This is a genomic window from Bradyrhizobium sp. 45, from assembly GCF_023073155.1.
GTDB lineage: Bacteria > Pseudomonadota > Alphaproteobacteria > Rhizobiales > Xanthobacteraceae > Bradyrhizobium > Bradyrhizobium canariense_D.
Map to the genome: position 1 here is coordinate 56,280 of NZ_JADPIX010000038.1, position 21,266 is coordinate 77,545.

At 64.7% G+C, this 21,266-nt stretch carries 18 protein-coding genes; 4 read left to right on the forward strand and 14 right to left on the reverse strand.

Annotated features, from left to right (window positions below; translation table 11 throughout):
• Nucleotides 1-45: 45 nt before the first annotated feature.
• From tcuB to tcuA, 3 genes are read right to left on the reverse strand one after another with little or no spacing between them, the layout of a single operon-like run.
• Entirely contained in the window at nucleotides 46-1,152 is a 1,107-nt protein-coding gene (tcuB, locus tag IVB42_RS05845; protein ID WP_085384375.1) for a tricarballylate utilization 4Fe-4S protein TcuB, read from the reverse strand.
• 4 nt (nucleotides 1,153-1,156) lie between these two features.
• Nucleotides 1,157-2,185, reverse strand: coding sequence for an esterase (locus IVB42_RS05850; protein ID WP_085384376.1), 1,029 nt, complete (start codon nucleotides 2,183-2,185; stop codon nucleotides 1,157-1,159).
• Between the two features lie 28 nt (nucleotides 2,186-2,213).
• On the reverse strand, nucleotides 2,214-3,605 hold the full coding sequence (gene tcuA, locus IVB42_RS05855; protein ID WP_247397729.1) for an FAD-dependent tricarballylate dehydrogenase TcuA: 1,392 nt from the start codon (nucleotides 3,603-3,605) through the stop codon (nucleotides 2,214-2,216).
• Nucleotides 3,606-3,762: 157 nt separating this feature from the next.
• Here tcuA and IVB42_RS05860 point away from each other — a divergent pair, with 157 nt between their 5' ends.
• Nucleotides 3,763-4,446, forward strand: coding sequence for a GntR family transcriptional regulator (locus tag IVB42_RS05860; protein ID WP_085350046.1), 684 nt, complete (start codon nucleotides 3,763-3,765; stop codon nucleotides 4,444-4,446).
• A gap of 13 nt (nucleotides 4,447-4,459) precedes the next feature.
• Here IVB42_RS05860 and ybaK read toward each other — a convergent pair whose 3' ends face one another.
• The 8 genes from ybaK to mobB form a co-directional block, all read right to left on the reverse strand.
• Nucleotides 4,460-4,933, reverse strand: coding sequence for a Cys-tRNA(Pro) deacylase (ybaK, locus tag IVB42_RS05865; protein WP_247397726.1), 474 nt, complete (start codon nucleotides 4,931-4,933; stop codon nucleotides 4,460-4,462).
• Between the two features lie 245 nt (nucleotides 4,934-5,178).
• Entirely contained in the window at nucleotides 5,179-7,947 is a 2,769-nt protein-coding gene (gene fdhF / locus IVB42_RS05870; protein ID WP_247469841.1) for a formate dehydrogenase subunit alpha, read from the reverse strand.
• Entirely contained in the window at nucleotides 7,944-9,653 is a 1,710-nt protein-coding gene (locus IVB42_RS05875) for an NADH-ubiquinone oxidoreductase-F iron-sulfur binding region domain-containing protein (protein ID WP_247397720.1), read from the reverse strand. Before IVB42_RS05875 ends, fdhF begins: the two co-directional genes overlap by 4 nt.
• Before the next feature lie 248 nt (nucleotides 9,654-9,901).
• The gene (locus IVB42_RS05880; RefSeq protein ID WP_026233096.1) at nucleotides 9,902-10,189 is read right to left on the reverse strand and encodes a hypothetical protein; all 288 of its coding nucleotides are present in this window, start codon (nucleotides 10,187-10,189) and stop codon (nucleotides 9,902-9,904) included.
• A 90-nt stretch (nucleotides 10,190-10,279) separates the two neighbouring features.
• Nucleotides 10,280-11,935, reverse strand: a complete 1,656-nt coding sequence (locus tag IVB42_RS05885) for an OFA family MFS transporter (protein ID WP_018456153.1) — start codon at nucleotides 11,933-11,935, stop codon at nucleotides 10,280-10,282.
• 319 nt (nucleotides 11,936-12,254) lie between these two features.
• Nucleotides 12,255-12,518 carry a sulfurtransferase TusA family protein gene (locus IVB42_RS05890; RefSeq protein ID WP_018456154.1) on the reverse strand — a complete coding sequence of 88 codons (264 nt, stop codon included), beginning with the start codon at nucleotides 12,516-12,518 and terminating at the stop codon, nucleotides 12,255-12,257.
• A 66-nt stretch (nucleotides 12,519-12,584) separates the two neighbouring features.
• Nucleotides 12,585-13,841, reverse strand: coding sequence for a gephyrin-like molybdotransferase Glp (glp, locus tag IVB42_RS05895; protein ID WP_085384381.1), 1,257 nt, complete (start codon nucleotides 13,839-13,841; stop codon nucleotides 12,585-12,587).
• A gap of 9 nt (nucleotides 13,842-13,850) precedes the next feature.
• Nucleotides 13,851-14,378: a molybdopterin-guanine dinucleotide biosynthesis protein B gene (gene mobB, locus IVB42_RS05900; protein ID WP_247397717.1), complete on the reverse strand. Its 528-nt coding sequence runs from the start codon at nucleotides 14,376-14,378 to the stop codon at nucleotides 13,851-13,853.
• Between the two features lie 207 nt (nucleotides 14,379-14,585).
• Between mobB and fdhD the strand changes: the two genes are divergently transcribed.
• Both fdhD and mobA read left to right on the forward strand, forming a co-directional pair.
• Nucleotides 14,586-15,476, forward strand: coding sequence for a formate dehydrogenase accessory sulfurtransferase FdhD (gene fdhD, locus IVB42_RS05905; protein WP_247397715.1), 891 nt, complete (start codon nucleotides 14,586-14,588; stop codon nucleotides 15,474-15,476).
• Complete coding sequence (gene mobA / locus IVB42_RS05910; RefSeq protein WP_247397712.1) at nucleotides 15,463-16,098, forward strand: molybdenum cofactor guanylyltransferase MobA; 636 nt, start codon at nucleotides 15,463-15,465, stop codon at nucleotides 16,096-16,098. Before fdhD ends, mobA begins: the two co-directional genes overlap by 14 nt.
• 7 nt (nucleotides 16,099-16,105) lie before the next feature.
• On the opposite strand, the gene IVB42_RS05915 is transcribed toward mobA, so the two are convergent.
• The 3 genes from IVB42_RS05915 to IVB42_RS05925 are packed head-to-tail and all read right to left on the reverse strand — an operon-like array spanning nucleotide 16,106 to nucleotide 20,062.
• The gene (locus tag IVB42_RS05915; RefSeq protein ID WP_247397694.1) at nucleotides 16,106-18,055 is read right to left on the reverse strand and encodes a molybdopterin biosynthesis protein; all 1,950 of its coding nucleotides are present in this window, start codon (nucleotides 18,053-18,055) and stop codon (nucleotides 16,106-16,108) included.
• 12 nt (nucleotides 18,056-18,067) lie between these two features.
• Nucleotides 18,068-19,174 (reverse strand): molybdopterin-binding protein, encoded by a 1,107-nt coding sequence (locus IVB42_RS05920; protein ID WP_247397692.1) that lies wholly within the window; start codon nucleotides 19,172-19,174, stop codon nucleotides 18,068-18,070.
• 54 nt (nucleotides 19,175-19,228) lie between these two features.
• On the reverse strand, nucleotides 19,229-20,062 hold the full coding sequence (locus IVB42_RS05925; protein ID WP_247397690.1) for a substrate-binding domain-containing protein: 834 nt from the start codon (nucleotides 20,060-20,062) through the stop codon (nucleotides 19,229-19,231).
• 301 nt (nucleotides 20,063-20,363) lie between these two features.
• Here IVB42_RS05925 and IVB42_RS05930 point away from each other — a divergent pair, with 301 nt between their 5' ends.
• Entirely contained in the window at nucleotides 20,364-21,257 is an 894-nt protein-coding gene (locus IVB42_RS05930) for a helix-turn-helix transcriptional regulator (protein ID WP_247397688.1), read from the forward strand.
• The last annotated feature ends 9 nt before the right edge of the window (nucleotides 21,258-21,266 follow it).

The window sequence follows — 21,266 nt, forward strand, 5'->3', positions numbered from 1 at the left end:
GCGAGGCGCGGTGCCCCGATCGGCCGCTTCCGCGCCGCCTGAATCTCAAGAACCGGCTTCTCCGCGTCGCTCCTGCGCATAACGCACCAGCGCCGCGAAGCGATAGATGCCGTGCACGAACTTGCCGTAGGGCATGGTGATGAACAGCGCGAACACTGCACCTAAATGGAGTGCCAGCAGCGGTCCCATGGCGGCAGTCTCCCGCAGAATCAGAAGCAGCATGCCGGTGAACCCGGTCAGGAACAGCATGGCGATGAAGCCGACATCCATGCCGTAGCGCTGCTCGTCGAGCAGCGCCGGATCGCGCCGCATCTTGGCGACGAACAGGCCGATCGGCCCGATGATCAGGCCGATGCCGCCGAGCGTGCCGAGAACCACCGGCAGATCCCACCACGGATACGGCGCCTCGCGGCCGAGCAGATAGTGATACAGCGTTGCGACCGAGGTCGCGGCGAAGCAGAGCAGGAAGCCGTAGAAGGTCAGGTGATGGAAAAGCTTGCGCCGGTCGGTCGGCTTGTCATCCTCATTGTAGCAGCCGACGCCGCCACCATGGAGGTAGCGCAGCTCACCAGCGTCGCGCATCGCCTGAAAGATCGAGCCGCCGTCCGCACGGCCGCCGATCGGCGGGCCGATATCCCGCCAGAAGGCACGCACGCTCATCACCAGCGCGAAAATCGCATAAAGGAAGGCGGCGCTGAACAACGCTGCCATCGCGTTGTGCGGCATCAACTTGTAGAACGCGCCGGGGCCAGTGTGCACGCCAAACAGCACGCTGCGGTCGTTTAGGGCAGCGAAGCCGAGTATGAAGGCGGCCATGCTGAGCGCGGCGACGATGCTGATGACGAGACCATTGCGGGCGAAGGCACCGGACAGCGCCTGCGGCCAGGCATAGGTCGCATAGGATTCCGCGCGCGCGATCGCCAGCGTCTGCGGGACGTTGACGTTGAATTCGTGCGGCGGCGAGAACTGGCAGTCGACGTAGCAGGCGCCGCAGCCATGGCAGAGATTGGCGAGATAATTGAGGTCGCCGTCGGAGAAGGCGCGGCGCATCTCCATGGCGGGAAAAACCGCGCAAAGGCCTTCGCAGTAACGGCAGGAATTGCAGACCGTCATCAGGCGGTCGCCTTCATCCAAAATTCTGCTTCCGTGCATGGCTTTACTTCGTCAGGCCTTTGCCCTCGAGCCATTTCTGGATCAGGGCCGCGACCTCGAGATTGTTCTTGTCCATCATCACCATATGCGAATTGCCCTTGATGCCTGTCTGCGGGAGATCGATGATGTCGACGCTGCCGCCGGCCGCCTTGATGGCGTCCGCAAAGGCGATGCCGTTGGCGCGGATCTTGGGCCAGCGCGAATCGCGCTCGATATAGTCGCCGTAGATGATGAGGGTCGGGATGTTCTTCAGCACATCCGCTTTGGCGGGATCGCCGATGCCGGCCGGCTCGATCGCAATCAGCGCCTTGACCTTGTCAGGGCGGGCTTGCGCGACCTTGAAGCCGAAGGTGCCGGCCTGGCTGTGGAACAGAAGCACCGAGGGGCCGACGCGATCGATCTCAGCGATATAGGCGGCGATGGTCGCATCGTCGGTCGTGGTCCAGCGCGGTACGTTCTGCTTGACGAAATTCTCGTAACCCTCGACGGGGAACTGGTTGCCCGGCAACAATTTTCGCTTGGCGGGATCGGGATCGTACGAGTTCGGCCCATCGCCGATGCGGAAACGCTCGAACGGGTTGGCCGTGGTCAGGAAGACCGGCTCGCCTTTGAAGATATCGGGATATTGCGCCCAGCCCGCGCGTCCGCGCTCTACTGCGTCGGAGTTATAGACCCCCCACCCCATGCGTAGAAAATAATTCAGCCAGCCTTCGCGTCCGTCAGGCGTGGTCTCGTAGGTGACGCCGGTCAGTCCGCCGCCATGCCACATCAGCAAAGGATAGGCACCCTTCTCGTTTGCCGGCAGGAAATACTGAACATACATCTGCTCGACCTGATACGTCCCGTTGGGATCAACCTTGGCCGGCACTCCGCCGGGCGCGAACACGACCTCCCTCACCGGCTTGCCCGAGATTTCGACAAGACGGCCACCGACATGGAACGAGCCCATGTCTCGCAGCGTGATCGGCTCGGCCGCGTGGGCGTAGCCGACGGTCAGCAGCGCCGCGATCGAAGCGATGGCAATGCGTGACATGGTTCCTCCCTCGTGTCTGTTCTTCCGCCTAATTCTTCGCGTGGCGCGCCGCTTCCCGTCCTGCGATCCGCCCGAACACGCTGCCGATGGTCATGCCCATGCCGGCGGCATAGCCCTTGCCGAGCACGTTGCCGGCCATGACCTCGCCGGCCGCGAACATGTTGGCCGACGGCTTGCCGTCAGCCATCAGCATGCGCGCTTCCCTGGTCACGCGCGTGCCGAGATAGGTGAAGGTGATGCCGGGCCGCACCGGATAGGCAAGGTAGGGCGGTGTCTCGATCCGCCGTGCCCAATGCGTCTTCGGCGGCGTGATGCCTTCCGTGCGGCAATCGTCCAGAATGGTGTGGTCGAAGGTGCCGGGCTGCACCGCGGCGTTGAATTCGGTGATCGTCTTTTCCAGCGCGGCCGGATCGAGCTCGAGCTTGCCGGCAAGCTCAGCCACCGTCTGCCCTGCGATCGGCGGGAATAGCGTCGGCATGAAGCTCGTGACCACGGTGGAGTCGAAGATGATGTAGGCGATCTGTTCGGGCTGCGCGGCCACCAGCCGGCCCCAGATCGCGTAACGCTTCGGCCAGATGTCCTCACCTTCATCATCGAAGCGCTGCGCGTGCTTGTTGACGACGATGCCAAACACCACAGAATCGTGCCGCGTGATGATGCCGCCGTCGAATTTCGGCGCGCGCGCGTCGATCGCGACCGCATGGCACTGGGTGGGGTCGCCGACCTCCTGCACGCCCTTGGCGAGCAGCATCTTCAGGATCGAGCCGCGGTTATAGGGGGTACCGCGGATCAGGAAATTGTCGGCGGCCTCACCCCAATATTGCTTCAGCCATTCGATGTTGGCCTCGAATCCGCCGGCGGCGGCGACCAGCGACGTCGCGCGGATCTCGGTGTCGCCTTTAATCGGCCGCCTGAGGTGGGCGGCGAGAAACATGCCGTCCTCGATCATGAGGTCGATGACCTCGGCGTCGTATTCGATTTCGACGCCGAGCTTCTCGGCGGTGAGATAAAGTGCGTTCAACATCGCGCGGCCGCCGCCGAGGAAGAATGAGTTGGTGCGGCCGAGGCTCAGCGTGCCGCCGAGCGAGGGCTGCCAGCGCACGCCCTGCTCGACGATCCAGTTCAAGATGTCCTTGGACTCGCGGATCATGTGCCGGGCGAGCACCTCGTCGGTCTGGCCCCCGGTGACGCGCAGGAGATCCTCCCAAAACTCTTCCTCAGTGTAGGGGCCGGTGAGGATTTCGGTCGCCTCGTCATGTGCGCAACGCATGTTGCGGGTGTGGCGCGTGTTGCCGCCGCGATAGAACTTTGGCGCGCCTTCGAGCACCAGCACCGATGCCCCACCGCGTCGCGCGCTGATCGCCGCACACAGCGCCGCGTTGCCGCCGCCGATCACCAGCACATCGTATTTGCTGCTCATGCCGTCTGTCCGATGCGACGAAGTTGGAGACATTCTGCCCGCCGGCGGCCCCGGCCAATCCGGCTGGTCATTGCGCACCTTTGTATACAAAGATATACGAATGTCCGGCAAGCGTTATCCTGCATGGGAAGGATGCGCGTGGCGAGCACGAGGATGCATGGCAAGACGCCCGACAAAAGCAGGCGGCTCGATCGCGCGCGGCGGCGGCGTGGCGCTCGGCGAAGCAGTGTTCCGCTCGCTCTGCGAGGCGCTGCAGGCCGGCAGCTACCGCGCCGGCGACCGCCTGCGCGAGGAAGAGGTCGCCCAGCGGCTGAAGGTCAGCCGCACCCCGGTGCGGGAAGCGCTCGGGCGGCTTGCCGCACGTGGGTTCGTCGAACCTGCCGGCGGCCGCGGCCTGATCGTACGCAACCTCGACATCTCGGAGGTGCTCGAGCTCTACGCCATGCGCGAGATCATGGAGGGCGCCGCCGCCCGACTTGCCGCCGAGCACGCGTCTGCGACCGAGGTCGACGCGCTCAGGGACATCGAGCAGACCTTCGTGGAAGCGTCGGGGACTGATCCCGCCGAGATGGCGCGGCTCAACCGCGCCTTCCACGAGGCGATCTGCCGCGCCGCGCGCAACCGCTATCTCGACAACGCTTCGCGGGAATTGCAGGACTGGATCGCCCTGCTCGGTCCAACCACGTTCACCGTATCCGGTCGCCCGTCGACCAGCCACGGCGAGCACCAGGCCATCATCGACGCCATCGCGGCTCGCGACGGCGGCAAAGCGGAGCAGCTCGCGCGCACACACATCCGCGAAGCGCTGCGCTGTCGGCTGAAGCTGTTGCAAAAACAATAGCAGAGCGCCGCGCTCAGGCGACCAGTTCCGCGACGATCGCCTTCAACACGTCCCGCACATCGCCCGGACTGAGCCGCACCTGCAGTCCGCGCTGACCGCCATTCACGTACACGTAATCATGTGCGAGCGCGCTCTGCTCGATCACGGTGCGCACAAGCTTCCGCTGCCCGAATGGGCTGATGCCGCCAACCTTGTAGCCGGTGAGGCGCTCGGCCTCAGGCGGCTTCATCATCTGCGCCGACTTGCCGCTAACAACAGCGGCGAGCTTCTTCATCGAGACTTCCTGATCGGACGGGACGATCACGCAGACCGGCTTGCCGTCGACCAGCGCCATCAGCGTCTTCAAGACGCGCGCGGGATCCTCGCCGAGTGCGGATGCAGCCTGAAGGCCGATGCTCTCGGCGTCGGGATCGTAGTCGTAGGTGTGGACAGTGAAGGCAACACCGGCGGCCGTGAGCGCGCGTGTGGCTGGGGTGGCTTTGGACATGGACGATGTCTAGCACCGCCGCTGCGAGGAGCGAAGGGACGGCGACACGGGTGGACACATGCACCACAGCCTCAGCGTCGTCCCGGCGAAGGCCGGGACCCATAACCACAGGGAGGAGTTTGGAGAAGACTCGTCGTTCGGTACGCCCACCATCCGCTAACGAGACACCTCGCGGTATGGGTCCCGGCCTTCGCCGGGACGACACCGCAGGCATTGTGTCGCCAAATAACCGGCGAGCGCGCAGCCTACTCCGCCGCGTCGCGCATCTCGGCCCGCTCCGCCCTGGCCGCGCAGAACTTGAACTCCGGGATCTTGCCGAACGGATCGAGCGCCGGGTTGGTCAGGAGATTGGCCGCCGCCTCAGCGTAGCAGAACGGCATGAACACCATGTTCTCGGGCACGTCGCGGTCGGAGCGGACCTTGACCTCGACCGCGCCGCGGCGGGTCTCGAGCCGGATGAAATCGCCCGGCGCGAGCTTCTTCCTGTGCATGTCCTTCGGCGACATGAACGCGACCGCCTCGGGCTCGATCTGGTCGAGCACCTGCGCGCGGCGGGTCATCGAGCCGGTGTGCCAATGCTCGAGCACGCGGCCGGTTGAGAGCACCATCGGATATTCGGTGTCGGGGATCTCGTCCGGCGGGATGACGTGAGCCGGAACGATCTTGCCGCGGCCGCTCGCGGTCGGGAAGCCCGTGGTGAAGATAATCTCGTTGCCGGGCACGTCGGGACCGTCGACGGGATAGGTGACCGCGCCCTCCCGGACCAGCCGTTCCCAGGTGATGTTCTTCAGCGACGGCATCAACTCCGCCATCTCGGTGAAGACCTCGCCGGGACCGGCATAATTCCACGGCAACCCCATGCGCTTGCCGATCTCCTGGATGATCCAGAGATCCTGCCGCGCATCGCCCGGCGGCTTGATCACCTGGCGTGCGAGCTGCACGCGGCGATCGGTGTTGGTGAAGGAGCCTTCCTTTTCGGCAAACGCCGAGGCCGGCAGGATGACGTCGGCGTGGAACGCGGTCTCCGTGACGAAGAGATCCTGCACCACGAGATGGTCGAGCATGGCAAGCGCCTGGCGCGCATGCTGGAGATCGGGGTCGGACATCGCTGGGTTTTCGCCCTCGATATACATGCCCTTGATCTCGCCGGCATGGATCGCGTTCATGATCTCGACCACGGTCAGACCGCGCACGGGATCGAGATCCTGGCCCCACAGCTTCTCGAAGGCGCCGCGCATGTCGTCGCGGCCGACCGGCTGATAATCCGGCAGGAACATCGGGATCAGACCGGCATCGGAAGCGCCCTGCACGTTGTTCTGGCCGCGCAGCGGATGCAGGCCGGTGCCGGGACGCCCGACCTGGCCGGTGATCAACGCCAGCGCAATCAGGCAGCGCGCATTGTCGGTGCCGTGGACATGCTGGCTGATGCCCATGCCCCAGAAGATGATCGACGATTTTGCCCGCGCATAGGTTCGCGCGACCTCGCGCAGGGTCTGCGCCGGGACACCGCAGATCGGCTCCATCTTCTCCGGTGTGAACTCCTTGATCTTCTCCTTGAGCTCCTCGAACCCCTCGGTGTAGCCGGCGATGTACTGATCGTCGGTCAGCCCTTCGGTGATGATCGTGTGGATCATCGCGTTCAGCATGGCGACGTCGGAGCCCGGCTTGAACTGCAGATGCTTGGTCGCATGGCGCGACAGCGTCTGCCGGCGCGGGTCCATGACGAACAGCTTTGCGCCGTACTGCTTGACCGCGTTCTTGATGAAGGTCGCGGCGACTGGATGATTCACGGTCGGATTGGCGCCGATCACGATGATGACCTCGGCGTCCATCGCAGCCGAGAACGGCGCCGACACGGCGCCCGAGCTCAGACCTTCGAACAGCGCCGCGACCGACGAGGCGTGGCACAGACGGGTGCAATGGTCGACGTTGTTGGAGCCGAAGCCGGTGCGCACCAGCTTCTGGAACAGATAGGCCTCCTCGTTGGAGCCCTTCGCCGAACCGAAGCCGGCCAGCGCCTTCACGCCCTTCTCGTCGCGGATCTTGACCAAGCCTTTGGCCGCGATGTCGAGCGCTTCTTCCCAGCTCGCTTCGCGGAAATGCGTGAACGGATTGGCCGGATCGACCTGGTCGTTGGAATCCTTCTTCGCGTTGGGCAGCCGCACCAGCGGCTTGGTCAGGCGATGCGGATGATGGATGTAGTCGAAGCCGAAGCGGCCCTTGACGCAAAGGCGGTTGTGATTGGCGGGGCCGTCACGGCCCTCGGCATAGATCACCTTCTCGTCCTTGACCTCATAAGTCACCTGGCAGCCGACGCCGCAGAACGGGCAGAGCGAGTCCACCTTCTTGTCGGCATAGACGACACGGGTCTGCTTCTCGTCCAGCATTACGGCCGGCATCAGGGCCCCGGTCGGACAGGCCTGCACACATTCGCCGCAGGCGACGCAAGTGGACTCGCCCATGGGATCGTCGAAATCGAACACGATTTTCGAGCCGTGACTACGATAGGCCATGCCGATGACGTCGTTGACCTGGACCTCGCGGCAGGCGCGCACGCACAGGCCGCACTGGATACAGGCGTCAAGATTGACGCGCATGGCCGGATGGCTGGCGTCGGTCGCCCAACGCTCGGCGGCGGGGAAGCGACTCTCGGTGACCCCAGTGGTTTCGGCCCAGTGCCAGAATTTGGAGTCCGGATCGTGCGAGGTCTCGCGCGCCGGCTGGTCGGCGACCAGCAGCTCCATGACCATTTTTTGCGCGGAAACCGCGCGCGCGCTCTCGGTCTTCACCTTCATGCCGACCGATGGCGTGCGCTTGCAGGACGCCGCGAGCACGCGCTCGCCCTCGATCTCGACCATGCAGGCGCGGCAATTGCCGTCGGGGCGATAATCCGGCGCGGGCGAGTAGCACAGATGCGGAATCTCGCGACCCTGGCGTTTTGCGACTTGCCAGATCGTCTCGCCTGCATTGGCCTCGACCTGCTTGCCGTCGAGCTCGAACGTAATCTTCGTCATTCGGCCGCTTCCTTGAACTCGTCAGGGAAATATTTAATCACGGTGGCAAGCGGATTCGATGCCGCCTGTCCGAGCCCGCAGATCGAGGCATCGCGCATCGCCTGGCTCAATTCGTCCAGGAGAGCGCGGTTCCAGACCGGTTGCTGCATCAGCAGCGCGGCCTTCTGGGTTCCGACGCGACACGGCGTGCACTGGCCGCAGCTCTCGTCCTCGAAGAACTTCATCAGGTTCAATGCGGCCGCGCGCACGCTGTCCTTTTGCGACAGGATCACGATCGCGGCAGAGCCGATGAAGCAGCCGTATTTTTCAAGCGTGCCGAAATCGAGCGGGATGTCGTCCATCGCCGCCGGCAGGATGCCGCCGGACGCACCACCCGGGAGGTACGCGTAGAACTGATGGCCATCGGCCATGCCGCCGCAATATTCGTCGATCAACTCGCGCACGGTGATGCCAGCAGGCGCGAGCTTCATGCCGGGATTCTTGACGCGGCCCGAAACCGAGAAGCTGCGCAGGCCGTGCCGCTCATGCCGGCCGTGGCCCTTCCACCAGTCGGCGCCCTTCTCGATGATGTCGCGCACCCACCACAAGGTCTCAATATTGTTGATCAAGGTCGGCAGGCCGAACAGACCGACCTGGAATGGATAAGGCGGCTTGTGCCTGGGTAAGCCGCGCTTGCCCTCGATGCTTTCCAGCAGCGAGGATTCCTCGCCGCAGATATAGGCGCCAGCGCCGCGGCGCATGTGCAGCGTCGGACCGCCCGGCGGCAGCTTCGCGATCTCACGTTCGAGGATTTCGCGCGAGGCCGGATATTCGTCGCGCAGGTAGATGTAGATATCCGAGGCCTGCACCACATGCGCACCGATCAGCATGCCCTCGAGGAAACGGTGCGGATCGCTCTCGAGATAGACGCGATCCTTGAACGTGCCGGGCTCGCCCTCGTCGCCGTTGATCGCCATCAGGCGCGGGCCGGGTTCACCAAGCACCGCGCGCCATTTACGTCCCGTCGGGAAGCCGGCGCCGCCGAGACCGCGCAACGAGGCGTCGTCGAGCGCCTTCAGCAGGTCGTCCGTCGGTAGTTCGCCCGAGCACAGGCGATTGAGCAGCTTGTAGCCGCCGCGGGCGACATAGGCGTCATAGCCGATATATTTGGGCAGATGCGCGTGGGTGTCGCCAGCCTTCGCCGCCGCCATGACATTGGCCACCGTCGCATGGTCAACAAAGTTGTGTCCGACTTCCGCGGCAGGCGCCGTATCGCAGCGGCCGACGCAGGGCGCACGCACCACGCGGATGCCGGGACCCGACGCGTCTTGCAAATCCGCGAGCAGCTTCTCTCCGCCGAGCATCGCGCAGGTCAGCGAATCGCAGACCCGGATCGTCAGCGGCGCGATATCGGGCTCGCCTTCCTTCACCACGTCGAAATGCGCATAGAAGGTCGCGGTCTCGAACACTTCGGCGAAGGCGAGCTTCATCTCGTCGGCGAGCGCGGCGAGATGCGCGGCAGAGATCTGGCGGTACTGATCCTGGATCAGGTGCAGATATTCGATCAACAGGTCGCGACGCCGCGGTCGGTCGCCGAGCAACTGCGCGATCTCATGAGAGGCGGTGGGATCGACCTGCCGTCCCTTGGGTGTGGATTTGGCGCGCTTCCGTCCCTGGCCGGGATGTTCGAACTCGCGAACCTTGTGAACGTCGTCGTTGCTGCTCATGGAGACGTCGCGTTCTCTTCAAATGCGTGATGAGTTTGGACCGGACCGCCAAGGCGATCAGTCTTCATTTCCCGACTCGATCAAACGGAACCACCGGTTCCTGCGTCCCGCCGATCAAGCCAAATTCGACGCAACTCTAATCTGTGGTATGCCAGATGCAAGAGAATTTAGAGCGTCTCTAGAATGATTTAGGAGGCAGGCGGTCGCCCGCCGTGCCCTTTTGCGCAAGCGTCGGATGGAACCCGATCTCAAGTCTTGCTCATGCACTCTTCAATGTAGAACCAGCGATCGTCGCCGGCGAGGCCCTTGGACTTCACGTCGGCGCGGCAGGCTTTCAGCTTCGGCTTGTTGGTTGCCCATTTCGCCTTCATGTCTTTCAGCTTCTGCATGGTGAGCTTCATCTTGCCAGGTTTGGCTTGCGTCGCTGCAGCAGGCGCCGCCGGCGGCGTCGCCGTCTGCGCGGATGCGGCATGAAGGCCAGCGACGAGCAACACGGCCGCGAGGCAAATTCGAAGGCAAATTCGGGTGCGAATCATTTCAATCCCCCAAGTCCCATTTCTGATGATGTCCGAAAGGCCAACGAAGCGGGACGCCTGATGAGCATCCCGCTTCTGTCTCGACGACGGTCAGAAGATCTTGACCGCGCTCTCCAATGTCTTCCAAACACCCCAAAGCAGGGGGACGCCGACGAACGCCCAGAACAGCGCCGCCTTGGCGTCAAGCCCGCCAAATCCGATGCCGTAGGAGCCGTGCGGCCCCGCGGCGGCGGCGCTGGCGCTTGCAGCCTGCAACTTGGCGACATCGGCGTCCTTCATGTGCCACTTCGAATCGACCGGCTTGATCAGATAGTTGCAGATCAAGCCCGCAATCAGCATCGCACAGAGGATGTACATAGTCGTGTTGTAGAGCTGATCGCGCGGCACGCCTGCCGCGAGCTGGAACTCGCGGATGTAGTTGACGACGACGGGACCGATGATGCCTGCGGTGGACCACGCCGTCAGCAGCCGGCCATGGATGGCGCCGACGAACTGGGTTCCGAACATGTCGGCGAGGTAAGCCGGCACGGTGGCGAAGCCGCCGCCATACATCGATAGGATGATGCCGAAGCCAAGCACGAACAGGAGCTTCGAACCCATCGCCGCAAAGGTCGGCGCCAGCGCGTAGAGCACGATGCCCAGGATGAAGAACGTATAGTAGGTGTTCTTGCGCCCGATCTTGTCCGACAGCGATGCCCAGAAGAAGCGGCCGCCGATGTTGAACAGCGACAGCAATCCGGCGAAGCCCGCGGCGATCGCGGCGATCTGCGCCTTCTGCCCCGCATCGAGCGCGTTGAAGCCCACCTCCGGCAGGCCGATCAGCTTGCCGGCGAAGATCTCCTGCAGCATCGGCGATGCCATGCCGATCACACCGATGCCGGCCGACACGTTCAGGCACAGCACCCACCAGATCAGCCAGAATTGCGGCGTCTTGTGCGCATCGTTGAGATGGACGTTGGCCTTCGAGATCATCGCGTTGGCCTTCGACGGCGCGGTCCAGCCCTCGGGCTGCCAGCCGGGCGGCGGCAAGCGATAGCGGAACGCGCCGATCATCATGAACACGAAGTAGATGACGCCCATCGTGACGAAGGTCTCCCAGACGCCGACCGAGGTCGGGGTCTTGAAGTAGTTCATCAAGAGGTTAGCCAGCGGCGCGCCGATCATGGCGCCGCCGCCGAAACCCATGATGGCCATGCCGGTCGCCATGCCGCGACGGTCCGGGAACCACTTCACGAGCGTCGAGACCGGCGAGATATAGCCAAGACCGAGACCGATGCCGCCGATCACGCCCGAACCCAGCCACAACAGCCAGAGCTGATGGGTGTAAACCCCGATCGCACCGAGGAAGAGGCCGCCGCACCAGCACAAGGCCGAGACGAAGCCGGCCTTGCGCGGGCCTACGCGCTCCAGCCAGCCACCCCAGACCGCAGCCGCGATACCGAGCAGCACGAAAAAGAGCGTGTACATCCACCCCATGCTGGCGACCTTCCAGTCGCAGCTGGTCGTGAACAGCTCCTGAAACAGTGACATGTCCGCGCACGCCTTCGGCGCGGTAACTCCGATCGCGCGCGACAGCGGCAACCAGAACACCGAGAAGCCGTAGGCCATGCCGATACAGAGATGGATGCACAGCGCAGCCGGCGGCACCAGCCAGCGATTGAACCCGGCGGTCGCGATGGTCCGCTCGCGATCCAGAAAACCTGCGCCGGCACCCGAAAGTGTTCCAGCGCTCTCGATGGTAGACATGCATTCCTCCCCTAAAGCCGCCCTTCTGAACGGCCTGCCACGACGGTCCTGTTCCTCAGCCTGCAGCGCAGCCTTTGTCCCTGCTGCTCCGCACAATGATCGACGCGCGCCAGGATCGTCACGCGCATCCGAGACGTTAAACCCCTAACCGTGGGGACTATGCCCGACGCCACGGCCGGGCTTCTTTCGACGGCCCATTTGCTCCGCATATCGCAGGCACGACTCGACCTCCGCGTCTCGGCGGAGGACGGTCAATTGGGGCAGAAGTGATGATCGATGTCGATAGACAAAAGGTAGGTATCAACCGAGTGACCGCGAGCTAAGTGGGCGGCGCACCATTGATATTTTCTATCGATCGATCGGCCTTCTCAATCAAGAACACGATGCGCGCGTCGTTGCGCTCGGTGATCTCCACCGTGTCGCCGGTCTCCCGGATCAGGTTCGGAATGTCAATCACCGACAGCGGATCGGTGCAGTACACTTCGAGCTGATCCCCCGGATGCAACGGCTTCAGCGCTTTGCGCGTCTTCAGGGCGGGCAGCGGGCATTTCAGTCCGGTGAGATCGAGCGTCGTTCTGGTCATCGGCGCAACATGGCGGGAGCGACCGATGGCGTCAACGCCGAGCCAGCACCAGCATCACGTTCAGACTCAGAGCAAATCGGCATAGGACAGGAAACCCACGCTCTGCCCCGGCTCGACACGCGTGACCTCCTCATCGAGCTCGATGAGGCCGTCGGTGTCGACCAGAGAGGACAACAGCCCAGCCCCCTCGCGTGGAAACTTGATTGCCTCGAGTGCGCCGTCCTGCGTGCGCCGCAAGGAGGCGCGAACATATTCGCGTCGGCCCGCCTTCTTCTTGTAGGTGAATGCCGCACGCACCGGGATCGGCAACAGCGGCGCCGGCAGGCTGCCCGCAAGGGCCAGCACCGTCGGCCGCACCACATGCACAAAGGTGACGAAACTCGCGACGGGATTGCCCGGCAATCCGATCAGCGGCGTGCCCGCAATGATGCCCATCGCCACGGGCCGTCCCGGCTTGATCGCCATCCGCCACAACACCAGCGAGCCGATGCTTTCGACCGCGGCCTTGACGTGGTCCTCCTCTCCGGTCGAGACGCCGCCGGTGGTGAGGATCAGATCGTGCGTGCCTGCGACTTGCTTGAGGCCATTCGCAAGCGAGGTACGTTCGTCGCGCAAAATGCCGAGATCGCTGACCTCGCAGCCGAGCCGGCGCAGCATCGCCATCAGCATGAAGCGGTTGGAATCGAACAGCTGCGAGGCCGCGCGCGGCTCGCCGGGCGAGGTCAATTCGTCACCGGTCGAGAACACCGCGACACGGATGCGCCTGACGACGTCGAGCCCGACCAGGCCGAACGCCGCCGCGAGCGCGACATGTTGCGGCAGCAAGCGCTGGCCTGCGCGCAGCGCGATGTGGCCCTGGGGGATGTCCTCTCCCGCAGGGCGGACATTCGCGCCCGGCTTCAGCCCCGGCGGCAGCACGATTCGGCCGGCATCGTCTACGCGCACGTCTTCCTGCATGAAGACGGTTTCGGCATCCGGCGGCATCGGCGCGCCGGTGAAGATGCGCGCAGTGTGGTCGGCCTTGATCGGCGCCAGTGCCAGACCGCCGGCCTGGATGCGGCCGTCGAGCGGGAGTGCCCGCTCGGCGCTGTCCGGAAGATCGGCGTTGCGCACGGCGTAGCCGTCAACAGCGGAATTGGTGAAGGGGGGCAACGGCAGCGGCGCCGCGATATCGCGGGCCAGCACCCGCCCATCAGCATCGATGAGTGTCACGGTTTCGAGATCGACAATCGCGTTGACGCGCGTCGTGATCAGGCCAACGGCTTCGGCGACCGACATCATCGGTCCGCCGAAGGCAAAACAATCGTCCGACAATTGCGCCATGGTGCCTCGTCAGCGCATCGCAGCGCTTTTCGCGACCGCTTCCTCGACCGGCATCGCCGCGCGCAGCAGCAATTCCGCGGCGGCGGCGATATCGTCGAGATGGACGGTCGGCAGTCGTGTTTCAATGGCGACATCGGCCGCGATCCCGTAAATTCCGGGATCATCGCGAAACAGCAACGGTTTGTCGTTGGCCGCGCGATGCACCTCGATCTTGCGATGCGGCTCGCGCTTGAAACCCTCGATCACGACGAGGTCGACGGCTGACAATTTGCTCAACAGTTCCGGCAGTCGCGGCTCCGCCGCCCCGCGCAATTCGTGCATCAGCGCCCAGCGATTTGACGAAGCAACCAGCACCTCGGCCGCGCCGGCCTCACGATGGCGCCAGGAGTCCTTGCCGGGAACGTCGACGTCGAACTGGTGATGCGCATGCTTGATGACCGAGACGCGCAAGCCAAGCGCATTGAAATGCGGGATCAGCCGCGTCAACAGCGTGGTCTTGCCCGCACCGCTCCAGCCCGCAAGGCCGATGACTTTCATTCCAGCTCCGTCTCCGCGAGCGACCAGGTCCCTGATGGAACCACTCTCTCCTCCGTCATTGCGAGCGCAGCGAAGCATCTAGGAATGGATCCACAGCGGCAGCCCGGATTGCTTCGCTTCGCTCGCAATGACGAAAAGGCGGCATTTCGTTCTCTCGCTAGCATGCTTATATCGGCTTGACCCGAATGTCATGCTAACGTCGCGGCCATGATGAAGATCGACAAAGCCCCAGTGCCCCTGATCGTCCCTGATACCGACGACCCGCGCCTCACCGAAAGCGTGACCGGGACCGACCAGTCCGGCGCCAGAATCGAGATCAAGGTGCCGGTGGAGCGGCCACTGACGCTCTATCTGAATTCGCAGGAGATCGTCACCATGATGACGATCGGCGACTATCCGGAATATCTGGCGCTGGGCTATTTGCTCAACCAGAACATGCTGAAGTATAATGACGCGGTCACCGAGGTCGAATACGACGACGACCTCCAGGTCGTGGTGGTGCGCACCGAGCATAACACCAATTTCGAAGCCAAGCTGAAGAAGCGAACGCAGACTTCGGGCTGCGCGCAGGGCACCGCCTTCGGCGATCTGCTGGAGGCGGTCGAGAGCGTGGCGTTGCCGAAGGCGGAGCTGCGTACGTCCTGGCTCTACCAGATGACTCAGACCATCAACACCATGCCCTCGCTCTATCTGGAAGCCGGTGCGATCCACGGCTGCGTGCTGTGCAGGGAGGGGGAGCCGCTCTGCTACACCGAGGATGTCGGCCGTCACAACGCCGTCGACAAGATCGCGGGCTGGATGTACCGCCACGGCGTCGATGCATCCGACAAGATCCTCTATACCACGGGACGGCTCACCTCTGAGATGGTGATCAAGACGGTCCGCATGGGAATTCCGATCCTGGTGTCGCGCTCCGGCTTCACCGCCTGGGGCGTCGATCTCGCCCGGCAGGTGGGCTTGACGCTGGTCGGCCGCGCGCGCGGCAAACGCTTCATCGCGTTGTCGGGGGAAGAGCGCATCGTCTACGACCAGAACCTCGCTTACGTCGAGGAGGAAGCGGCCAAGCACAAGCGCAAGGGTGAAGGTGGTGACGATTAGCTTTCCGACCACGCAAGGCGTGCTGCTCGCCGGTGGCCTCGCGCGGCGCATGGGCGGCGGCGACAAGCCGATGCGCACCATTGGCGGCCGCACCATTCTGGAACGCGTGATCGCGCGCCTATCACCCCAATGCAGCGGGCTGATCCTCAATGCCAACGGCGATCCCGCCCGCTTCGCCACTTTCGGTTTGCAGGTCGTCGCCGACGACGTGCCCGGCTTTCCCGGTCCGCTCGCCGGCATCCTTGCCGCGCTCGACTGGACCGCGGCGAACCGGCCTGAGGTGGAATGGGTGCTCAGTGCCGCCGGCGACTGTCCATTCCTGCCGCGCGATCTGGTCGCGCGCTTGCATGACGAATGCATCGCGGCGAATGCCGAGCTCGCCGTTGCGGCGTCGGGCGGCCAGTCGCATCCGGTGATAGGCTTGTGGCGCGTTGGCTTGCGAGACGAACTGCGTCACGCGCTGGTGGTCGAGGATCTCCGCAAGATCGACCGCTGGACCGCGCGTTATCCGCTCGCGACCGTGACGTGGCCGACCGAACCGCTCGATCCGTTCTTCAATGCCAATACGGTCGAGGATATCGCGGAAGCCGAGCGGCTCGCCGCACTGGATGCGGCGTCCTAACCAAGCTCTACGCCGGCCGGAATCCGGCCCGCTCCAGCGCGGCACGCGCTTCGTCCGAGCCGAGCGCATCGAGAAAGGCCCGCACCGCCGGACGCTGCTTCCGCGCCGTCACCAACGCGAAGTCATAATGCTCCTCCGCGAGCGGAATGAAACCGAGGCCGACCGCCTTGGCGACCGGCGCAATGGTCATGCCCCAGTCGGCGCGATGCTGCGCGACCGCCGCGGCCACCGCGTTGTGCGAGCGTGGCTGGTTCCAGTAGCCTTCCGGGCGCGCACCACCGAGCAACCGGTCGATCAGGATGCGCGTGCCGGCGCCTTGGTTGCGGTTGACCATGATGCAGGAGGGATCAGCGAGCGCCGCGACGACGGCGTCCTTCGCGCTGTGGCCTTCGAAACGCTTGTCGCCCTTGCGGAACACGATGCCCTGCATCCGTCGCCAGCCCGGCACGAGTTCGAGACCTTCGACGAGGTAAGGCGCATTGTAGGTCTCGCTCTTGTCGTCGAACAGATGGATCGGCGCCAGATCGCATTCGCCGCGCCGCGCCGCCGCAAGTCCGCCGAGACTGCCGACCGCGATCGAACGCACGGTCAGCCCGGCATGCGCGAGTTGCGCCGTGACGAGATCGAGGCCGGTGCAATGACTGCCGACGATGACGAGATCGGGCACTCGCACATGCGGCGTGAACAGCGTCACCTCGGCTTCGGTCCCGGCCGGCATCTGGTCGGCGAGTGCGTCGATGCGCAGAAAACCGTCGGCCTGCGCGAACGACGTGATCGCACCGGACCCCTTGCCGGAGGGATAAGCGATCAAGCCGTCCTTGCCTTCGACCAGCGAGACCATGACGAATTCGGTGCGGCCGAGCTCGGAAGCAATGCGCACCGGCACGGTCGCGTTCACCTTGGCATCGGAGCGCGGCGGCAGTCCGGCCATTTTGCGCAACACCGGCACGATCATGTCGTGAAAGGTGAACATCGCCGAGGTCGGAAAACCGGGAAGGATCACCACCGGCTTGCCGTCGCACACCGCAAGACACAGCGGCTTGCCGGGCTTGAGCGCAATGCCATGCGCGATGATGCCGGGCTGGCCGAGCCGGCCGATGATGCGATGAGACAGATCGCCGGCGCCTTTCGACGTGCCGCCGGAGAGCACTAGCATGTCGGCGTCCGCCAGCGCACGCCGCATGGCGGCTTCGAGCTGAGCTTCGTCGTCGGGAATGGCGCCGAGGAAAACCGCCTCTCCGCCGTTCTCGTCGATCGCAGCAGTGACGATCGCGCCGTTGGTATCGTAAATCGCAGCAGGCGCGAGCACCTCGCCGGGCTGAACCAGTTCGTCGCCGGTGGAGATCACGGCCACACGAGGTTTGCGCACGACGCTCACCTCGGCAAGACCGCAAGCCGCCAGCATGCCCACCTCGCGCGAGCCCACGATCGTGCCGGCGCGCAGCAGCGCCTCGCCGCGCGCGATATCGGATCCTGCGTAGGATATGAATTGCCCGGGCGAGGCGGCGCGACGGACGTCGATGGTGGCCGATCCCGCCGGCTGGGTATGCTCGACCATGACCACGGCATCGGCACCGCGCGGCAGCGGACCGCCGGTGGCAATCGGCGTTGCCGTTCCCGCCGCCACCTGCAGCGCGGGTACGGTGCCGCAGTGAATAGTCTCGCCATTCAGCGCGAGGCGAACTTGCGCACCTTCGCCGGCTGTCGCAAGGTCCGCTGAGCGCACCGCGAAGCCGTCGACGTTGGAACGGTCGAACGGTGGCACGTCGATTGGCGCAGTGATGTCTTCAGCAAGCGACGCGCCGAGCGCTGCTGCGAGCTTGCGTCTTTCGCTTGAGATCGCGCGAGGGAACAGCGCAGCCTCGAAGCGTGCCTGGGCCTCCTCGCGGGAAAGGATTTTCAGGAACTGTTCCTGTTCGAGTGCGCTGCGGACTTGCGATTGCGGGATCATGGTCATGCTAAACCCATATCATTCCCGCATCAGATAGGCATCGACCGGCGCGCCCGCTGCAAATCCCTCGTGGCCGGCGGGAACAAGCAGCCATGCATCAGCACGGGCCATTGCCTGGAGCGGCCATTCTCCTACCGCAAGCGGCACCCACGCATGATGTTCCTCGGCCAGCAGGACCATTTCGGCGATGCCGACGCTGGATGCAATTTTTCGCGCGAGCGGCAAGACTATCTGTCGGCGCGGCTGCCGCGCCGACAGAAGGTCGACGAGCGGCAGCACGAGCGCGAGCCAGACCGCGAGCGCATGGTCCGGCGATCCGGGCAAGCCGACGACAGGAATGGTTCCCAGCCGCCCGATCGCGGCGGTGCGTCCGGGCTGGAGCGCAAGACCATGGGCGATCACGTCACCACCCTGGGCCAGCGCCGTGACCGCGGCATCCTTGCGACCGACGCCGCTGCCGCCGATCGTCAGCAGGAGATCGCAGGTAGGCGTCCCCAACGTCTCCGCGATCGATCCCGCGTCTCGCGCGCCGGCCTCGCTCGTCTGCACATCCAGTCCAGCGGCGCGAGCAATGTCCGCGATCAAATGCATGGTCAGCGTTGCACCTGATACATTGACAATGCGCAGCCGCGGACGGCGCACGCTCAGCCGGTCCAGCCCGGCGGCGCGCGCGAGCAAAAGAGCGGCAGGACCGACCGGATACCCCTCTGCGGCGGCAGGCGTTCGTCCGTCGATGTCGCTTCCTGCGCGCCTGACGCCCTGCCCCGGCACGCCCTCCGCCAACACCTGGGCGAGCGGACCAGACACCTCGACTGCGTCAGCATCGAGCACACAGTCGCATCCCGCCGGCATCGCGTCGCCGGCATCGGCCCAGGCGGGCGCTGTCGGCAGCGGCAGCGGTGAATAGGAGGACGCGCCGACCAGATCATTGGCGCATAACGCCCAGCCGTCCGCGGCAGCGACGTCACAGGATGGTCGAGGCGCGAGCAGCGGATTGCCCGCGGCGATGCAGCCGGCCGCTTCGCTCAGCGGCAACTCCACCGGCGCGAGCGGATCAAGCCCCTTCAGCAACGCGGCGAGCGCGGCGTCGAGTGGCGTCAGCGATGGCGGCAGGCGCTGGGTCATGCGCCATGATGGACCATGCATCGCCCGGTTTGGCAACCGCTGGCGACACGAACGTCAGCCGCCCGATTTGTCCGCATTGGGGAAGAACAGCTGTTGTCCGTCGACCTTGTATCCGGCGATCGCCGCCTGCCCGTCCGGCGAGATCAGCCAGTCGACGAAGTCTTGCCCCAATTCCTTCTTGACGTTCGGAGACTTCGCGGGGTTCACCAGCATCACGCCGTACTGATTGAGCAGCCGCTTGTCGCCTTCGACGACGATGTCGAGATCGCCGCGATCCCGAAAAGCGATCCAGCTGCCACGGTCGGACAGCACATAGGCGTTCGCCGTGCGCGCTGCATCAAGGGCTGAGGCCATGTCCTGCTTGGCTTCGCGATACCATGCGCCCTTGGTACGGGCGATGTCGATGCCGGCGACGATCCAGAGCGCGAGCTCCGCGGCATGCGTGCCCGAGCGGTCGCCGCGCGTCACGAACGGCGCGCCCTTGCCCTCGATCGCCTTCAGCGCGGTCGCGATGTCCTTGCCCTTCACGCCGGCGGGATCGCTCTTCGGCCCGATCAGCACATAGTCGTTGTACATCACGTCAAAGCGCTTCACCGCAAAACCGTCGGCAACGAATTTCTCCTCCTGCGGCCGTGCATGCATCAGCACGACGTCGACTTCGCCCCTTCGTGCCCCCTCGAGCACCTCGTCGGCGCGCCGCGCGATCACCGTCACCTCGATGCCGGTCTTCTCACGGAAGATCGGCAGCAGATGGTCGAGCAGGCCGGACTCCTGCGTCGCTGTGGTCGTGGCGAGCACGATCGCGCGGTCCTCCGCGGATGACGCTGCAACGCCGGCGACGAGGCCGCAGAGAAGCGCGAGTGCAACGGAGAGGCGGCGGACGGCCATGATCGGGTTCCCACTGGCTATGACGCGATCATGATGCTGATGGATTGCGCCGCACTCGTGACGCGTTTGCACATTGCGCCCGCAGCGTCGGGAAATTCCGGCAATGCGCCGCGCGCGAAGACCGCAAGATCCGCACCACGCGAGCAATTCAGGATCGTTCACCAAGGCAGAGATCGCGCGTGGGGATGTGTTGCAAAGCAGCGAGATGATCGGGCATGGTCGTGGCGGACAAAACTTGAAATGCAGAATTCCACCTGCGTCGAACGTCAAAAAGAAGCAAGAATTTGCATAGGAATGCAGGATGGAATTCCTGACGACCAGCGAAGCCGCCGACTATCTTCGGCTCGGCGAACGCAAGCTTTACGAACTCGTCACCACCGGTGCGATCCCCTGCACCAAGGTGACCGGAAAATGGCTCTTCCCGCGGCACGAACTCGACCTCTGGGTGCTGTCCGGACTGGCGCGCCCGGCCGGCATGCTGATCGCGGAGCCGCCGCCGGTCGTCGGCGGCAGCCAGGACGAGCTTCTGGATTGGAGTCTGCGCGAATCCGGCTCGGGCCTGGGCTCGATGAGCGAGGGCAGCGCACGCGGGCTCGAGCGCTTACAGCGCGACGAGGTGATGGCCGTGGCAATGCACTTCCACAGCGTCGACGCCGACGGCAATCTTGCCGCCGAGGCCAATGCGACGGTCCTGCGAGACGCTCCGGACCTGCATGATGCATTGCTGGTCGCGTTCGCGCGCCGCGAGCAGGGTCTCGTGCTGCCGCCGGGCAATCCCAAGCGGCTGCGCGGCCTTTCCGACGTGCTCGCGCTCGGGGCCAGGATGGCGATGCGACAGCAGGGCACGGGCGCGCAGATGCTGCTCGATGTGCTGCTGAAGCGCGCCGGCGCCTCGACGCGCGATTTGCGCCGGATCGAGATGCCGGCCCTGACCGGGCCGGATCTCGCCGAGATCGTTCGCGCGGGACAGGCCGATTGCGGCATCGCGACGCGTGCGTCCGCGCGCTCGGCCGGCCTCGATTTCGTGCCGCTGGTCTGGGAGAACTTCGACCTCGCGATGCGGCAGCGCAGCTATTTCCGCCCCGCTATGCAGGGCCTGATCCGGTTCCTCGGCGAAAAGCGGTTGCTCCAGCGCGCCGAGGAGCTGACCGGCTACGATCCCTCCCCGGCCGGACAAATCCGCTTCGCCGCCTGACGTTGACGC

What these genes read in the sequence shown, in the direction of transcription:
- tcuB (WP_085384375.1), bottom strand. Translation starts at nt 1,152, where the DNA reads ATGCACGGAAGCAGAATTTTGGATGAAGGCGACCGCCTGATGACGGTC.
- IVB42_RS05850 (WP_085384376.1), bottom strand. Translation starts at nt 2,185, where the DNA reads ATGTCACGCATTGCCATCGCTTCGATCGCGGCGCTGCTGACCGTCGGC.
- tcuA (WP_247397729.1), bottom strand. Translation starts at nt 3,605, where the DNA reads ATGAGCAGCAAATACGATGTGCTGGTGATCGGCGGCGGCAACGCGGCG.
- IVB42_RS05860 (WP_085350046.1), top strand. Translation starts at nt 3,763, where the DNA reads ATGGCAAGACGCCCGACAAAAGCAGGCGGCTCGATCGCGCGCGGCGGC.
- ybaK (WP_247397726.1), bottom strand. Translation starts at nt 4,933, where the DNA reads ATGTCCAAAGCCACCCCAGCCACACGCGCGCTCACGGCCGCCGGTGTT.
- fdhF (WP_247469841.1), bottom strand. Translation starts at nt 7,947, where the DNA reads ATGACGAAGATTACGTTCGAGCTCGACGGCAAGCAGGTCGAGGCCAAT.
- IVB42_RS05875 (WP_247397720.1), bottom strand. Translation starts at nt 9,653, where the DNA reads ATGAGCAGCAACGACGACGTTCACAAGGTTCGCGAGTTCGAACATCCC.
- IVB42_RS05880 (WP_026233096.1), bottom strand. Translation starts at nt 10,189, where the DNA reads ATGATTCGCACCCGAATTTGCCTTCGAATTTGCCTCGCGGCCGTGTTG.
- IVB42_RS05885 (WP_018456153.1), bottom strand. Translation starts at nt 11,935, where the DNA reads ATGTCTACCATCGAGAGCGCTGGAACACTTTCGGGTGCCGGCGCAGGT.
- IVB42_RS05890 (WP_018456154.1), bottom strand. Translation starts at nt 12,518, where the DNA reads ATGACCAGAACGACGCTCGATCTCACCGGACTGAAATGCCCGCTGCCC.
- glp (WP_085384381.1), bottom strand. Translation starts at nt 13,841, where the DNA reads ATGGCGCAATTGTCGGACGATTGTTTTGCCTTCGGCGGACCGATGATG.
- mobB (WP_247397717.1), bottom strand. Translation starts at nt 14,378, where the DNA reads ATGAAAGTCATCGGCCTTGCGGGCTGGAGCGGTGCGGGCAAGACCACG.
- fdhD (WP_247397715.1), top strand. Translation starts at nt 14,586, where the DNA reads ATGATGAAGATCGACAAAGCCCCAGTGCCCCTGATCGTCCCTGATACC.
- IVB42_RS05915 (WP_247397694.1), bottom strand. Translation starts at nt 18,055, where the DNA reads ATGACCATGATCCCGCAATCGCAAGTCCGCAGCGCACTCGAACAGGAA.
- IVB42_RS05920 (WP_247397692.1), bottom strand. Translation starts at nt 19,174, where the DNA reads ATGACCCAGCGCCTGCCGCCATCGCTGACGCCACTCGACGCCGCGCTC.
- IVB42_RS05925 (WP_247397690.1), bottom strand. Translation starts at nt 20,062, where the DNA reads ATGGCCGTCCGCCGCCTCTCCGTTGCACTCGCGCTTCTCTGCGGCCTC.
- IVB42_RS05930 (WP_247397688.1), top strand. Translation starts at nt 20,364, where the DNA reads ATGGAATTCCTGACGACCAGCGAAGCCGCCGACTATCTTCGGCTCGGC.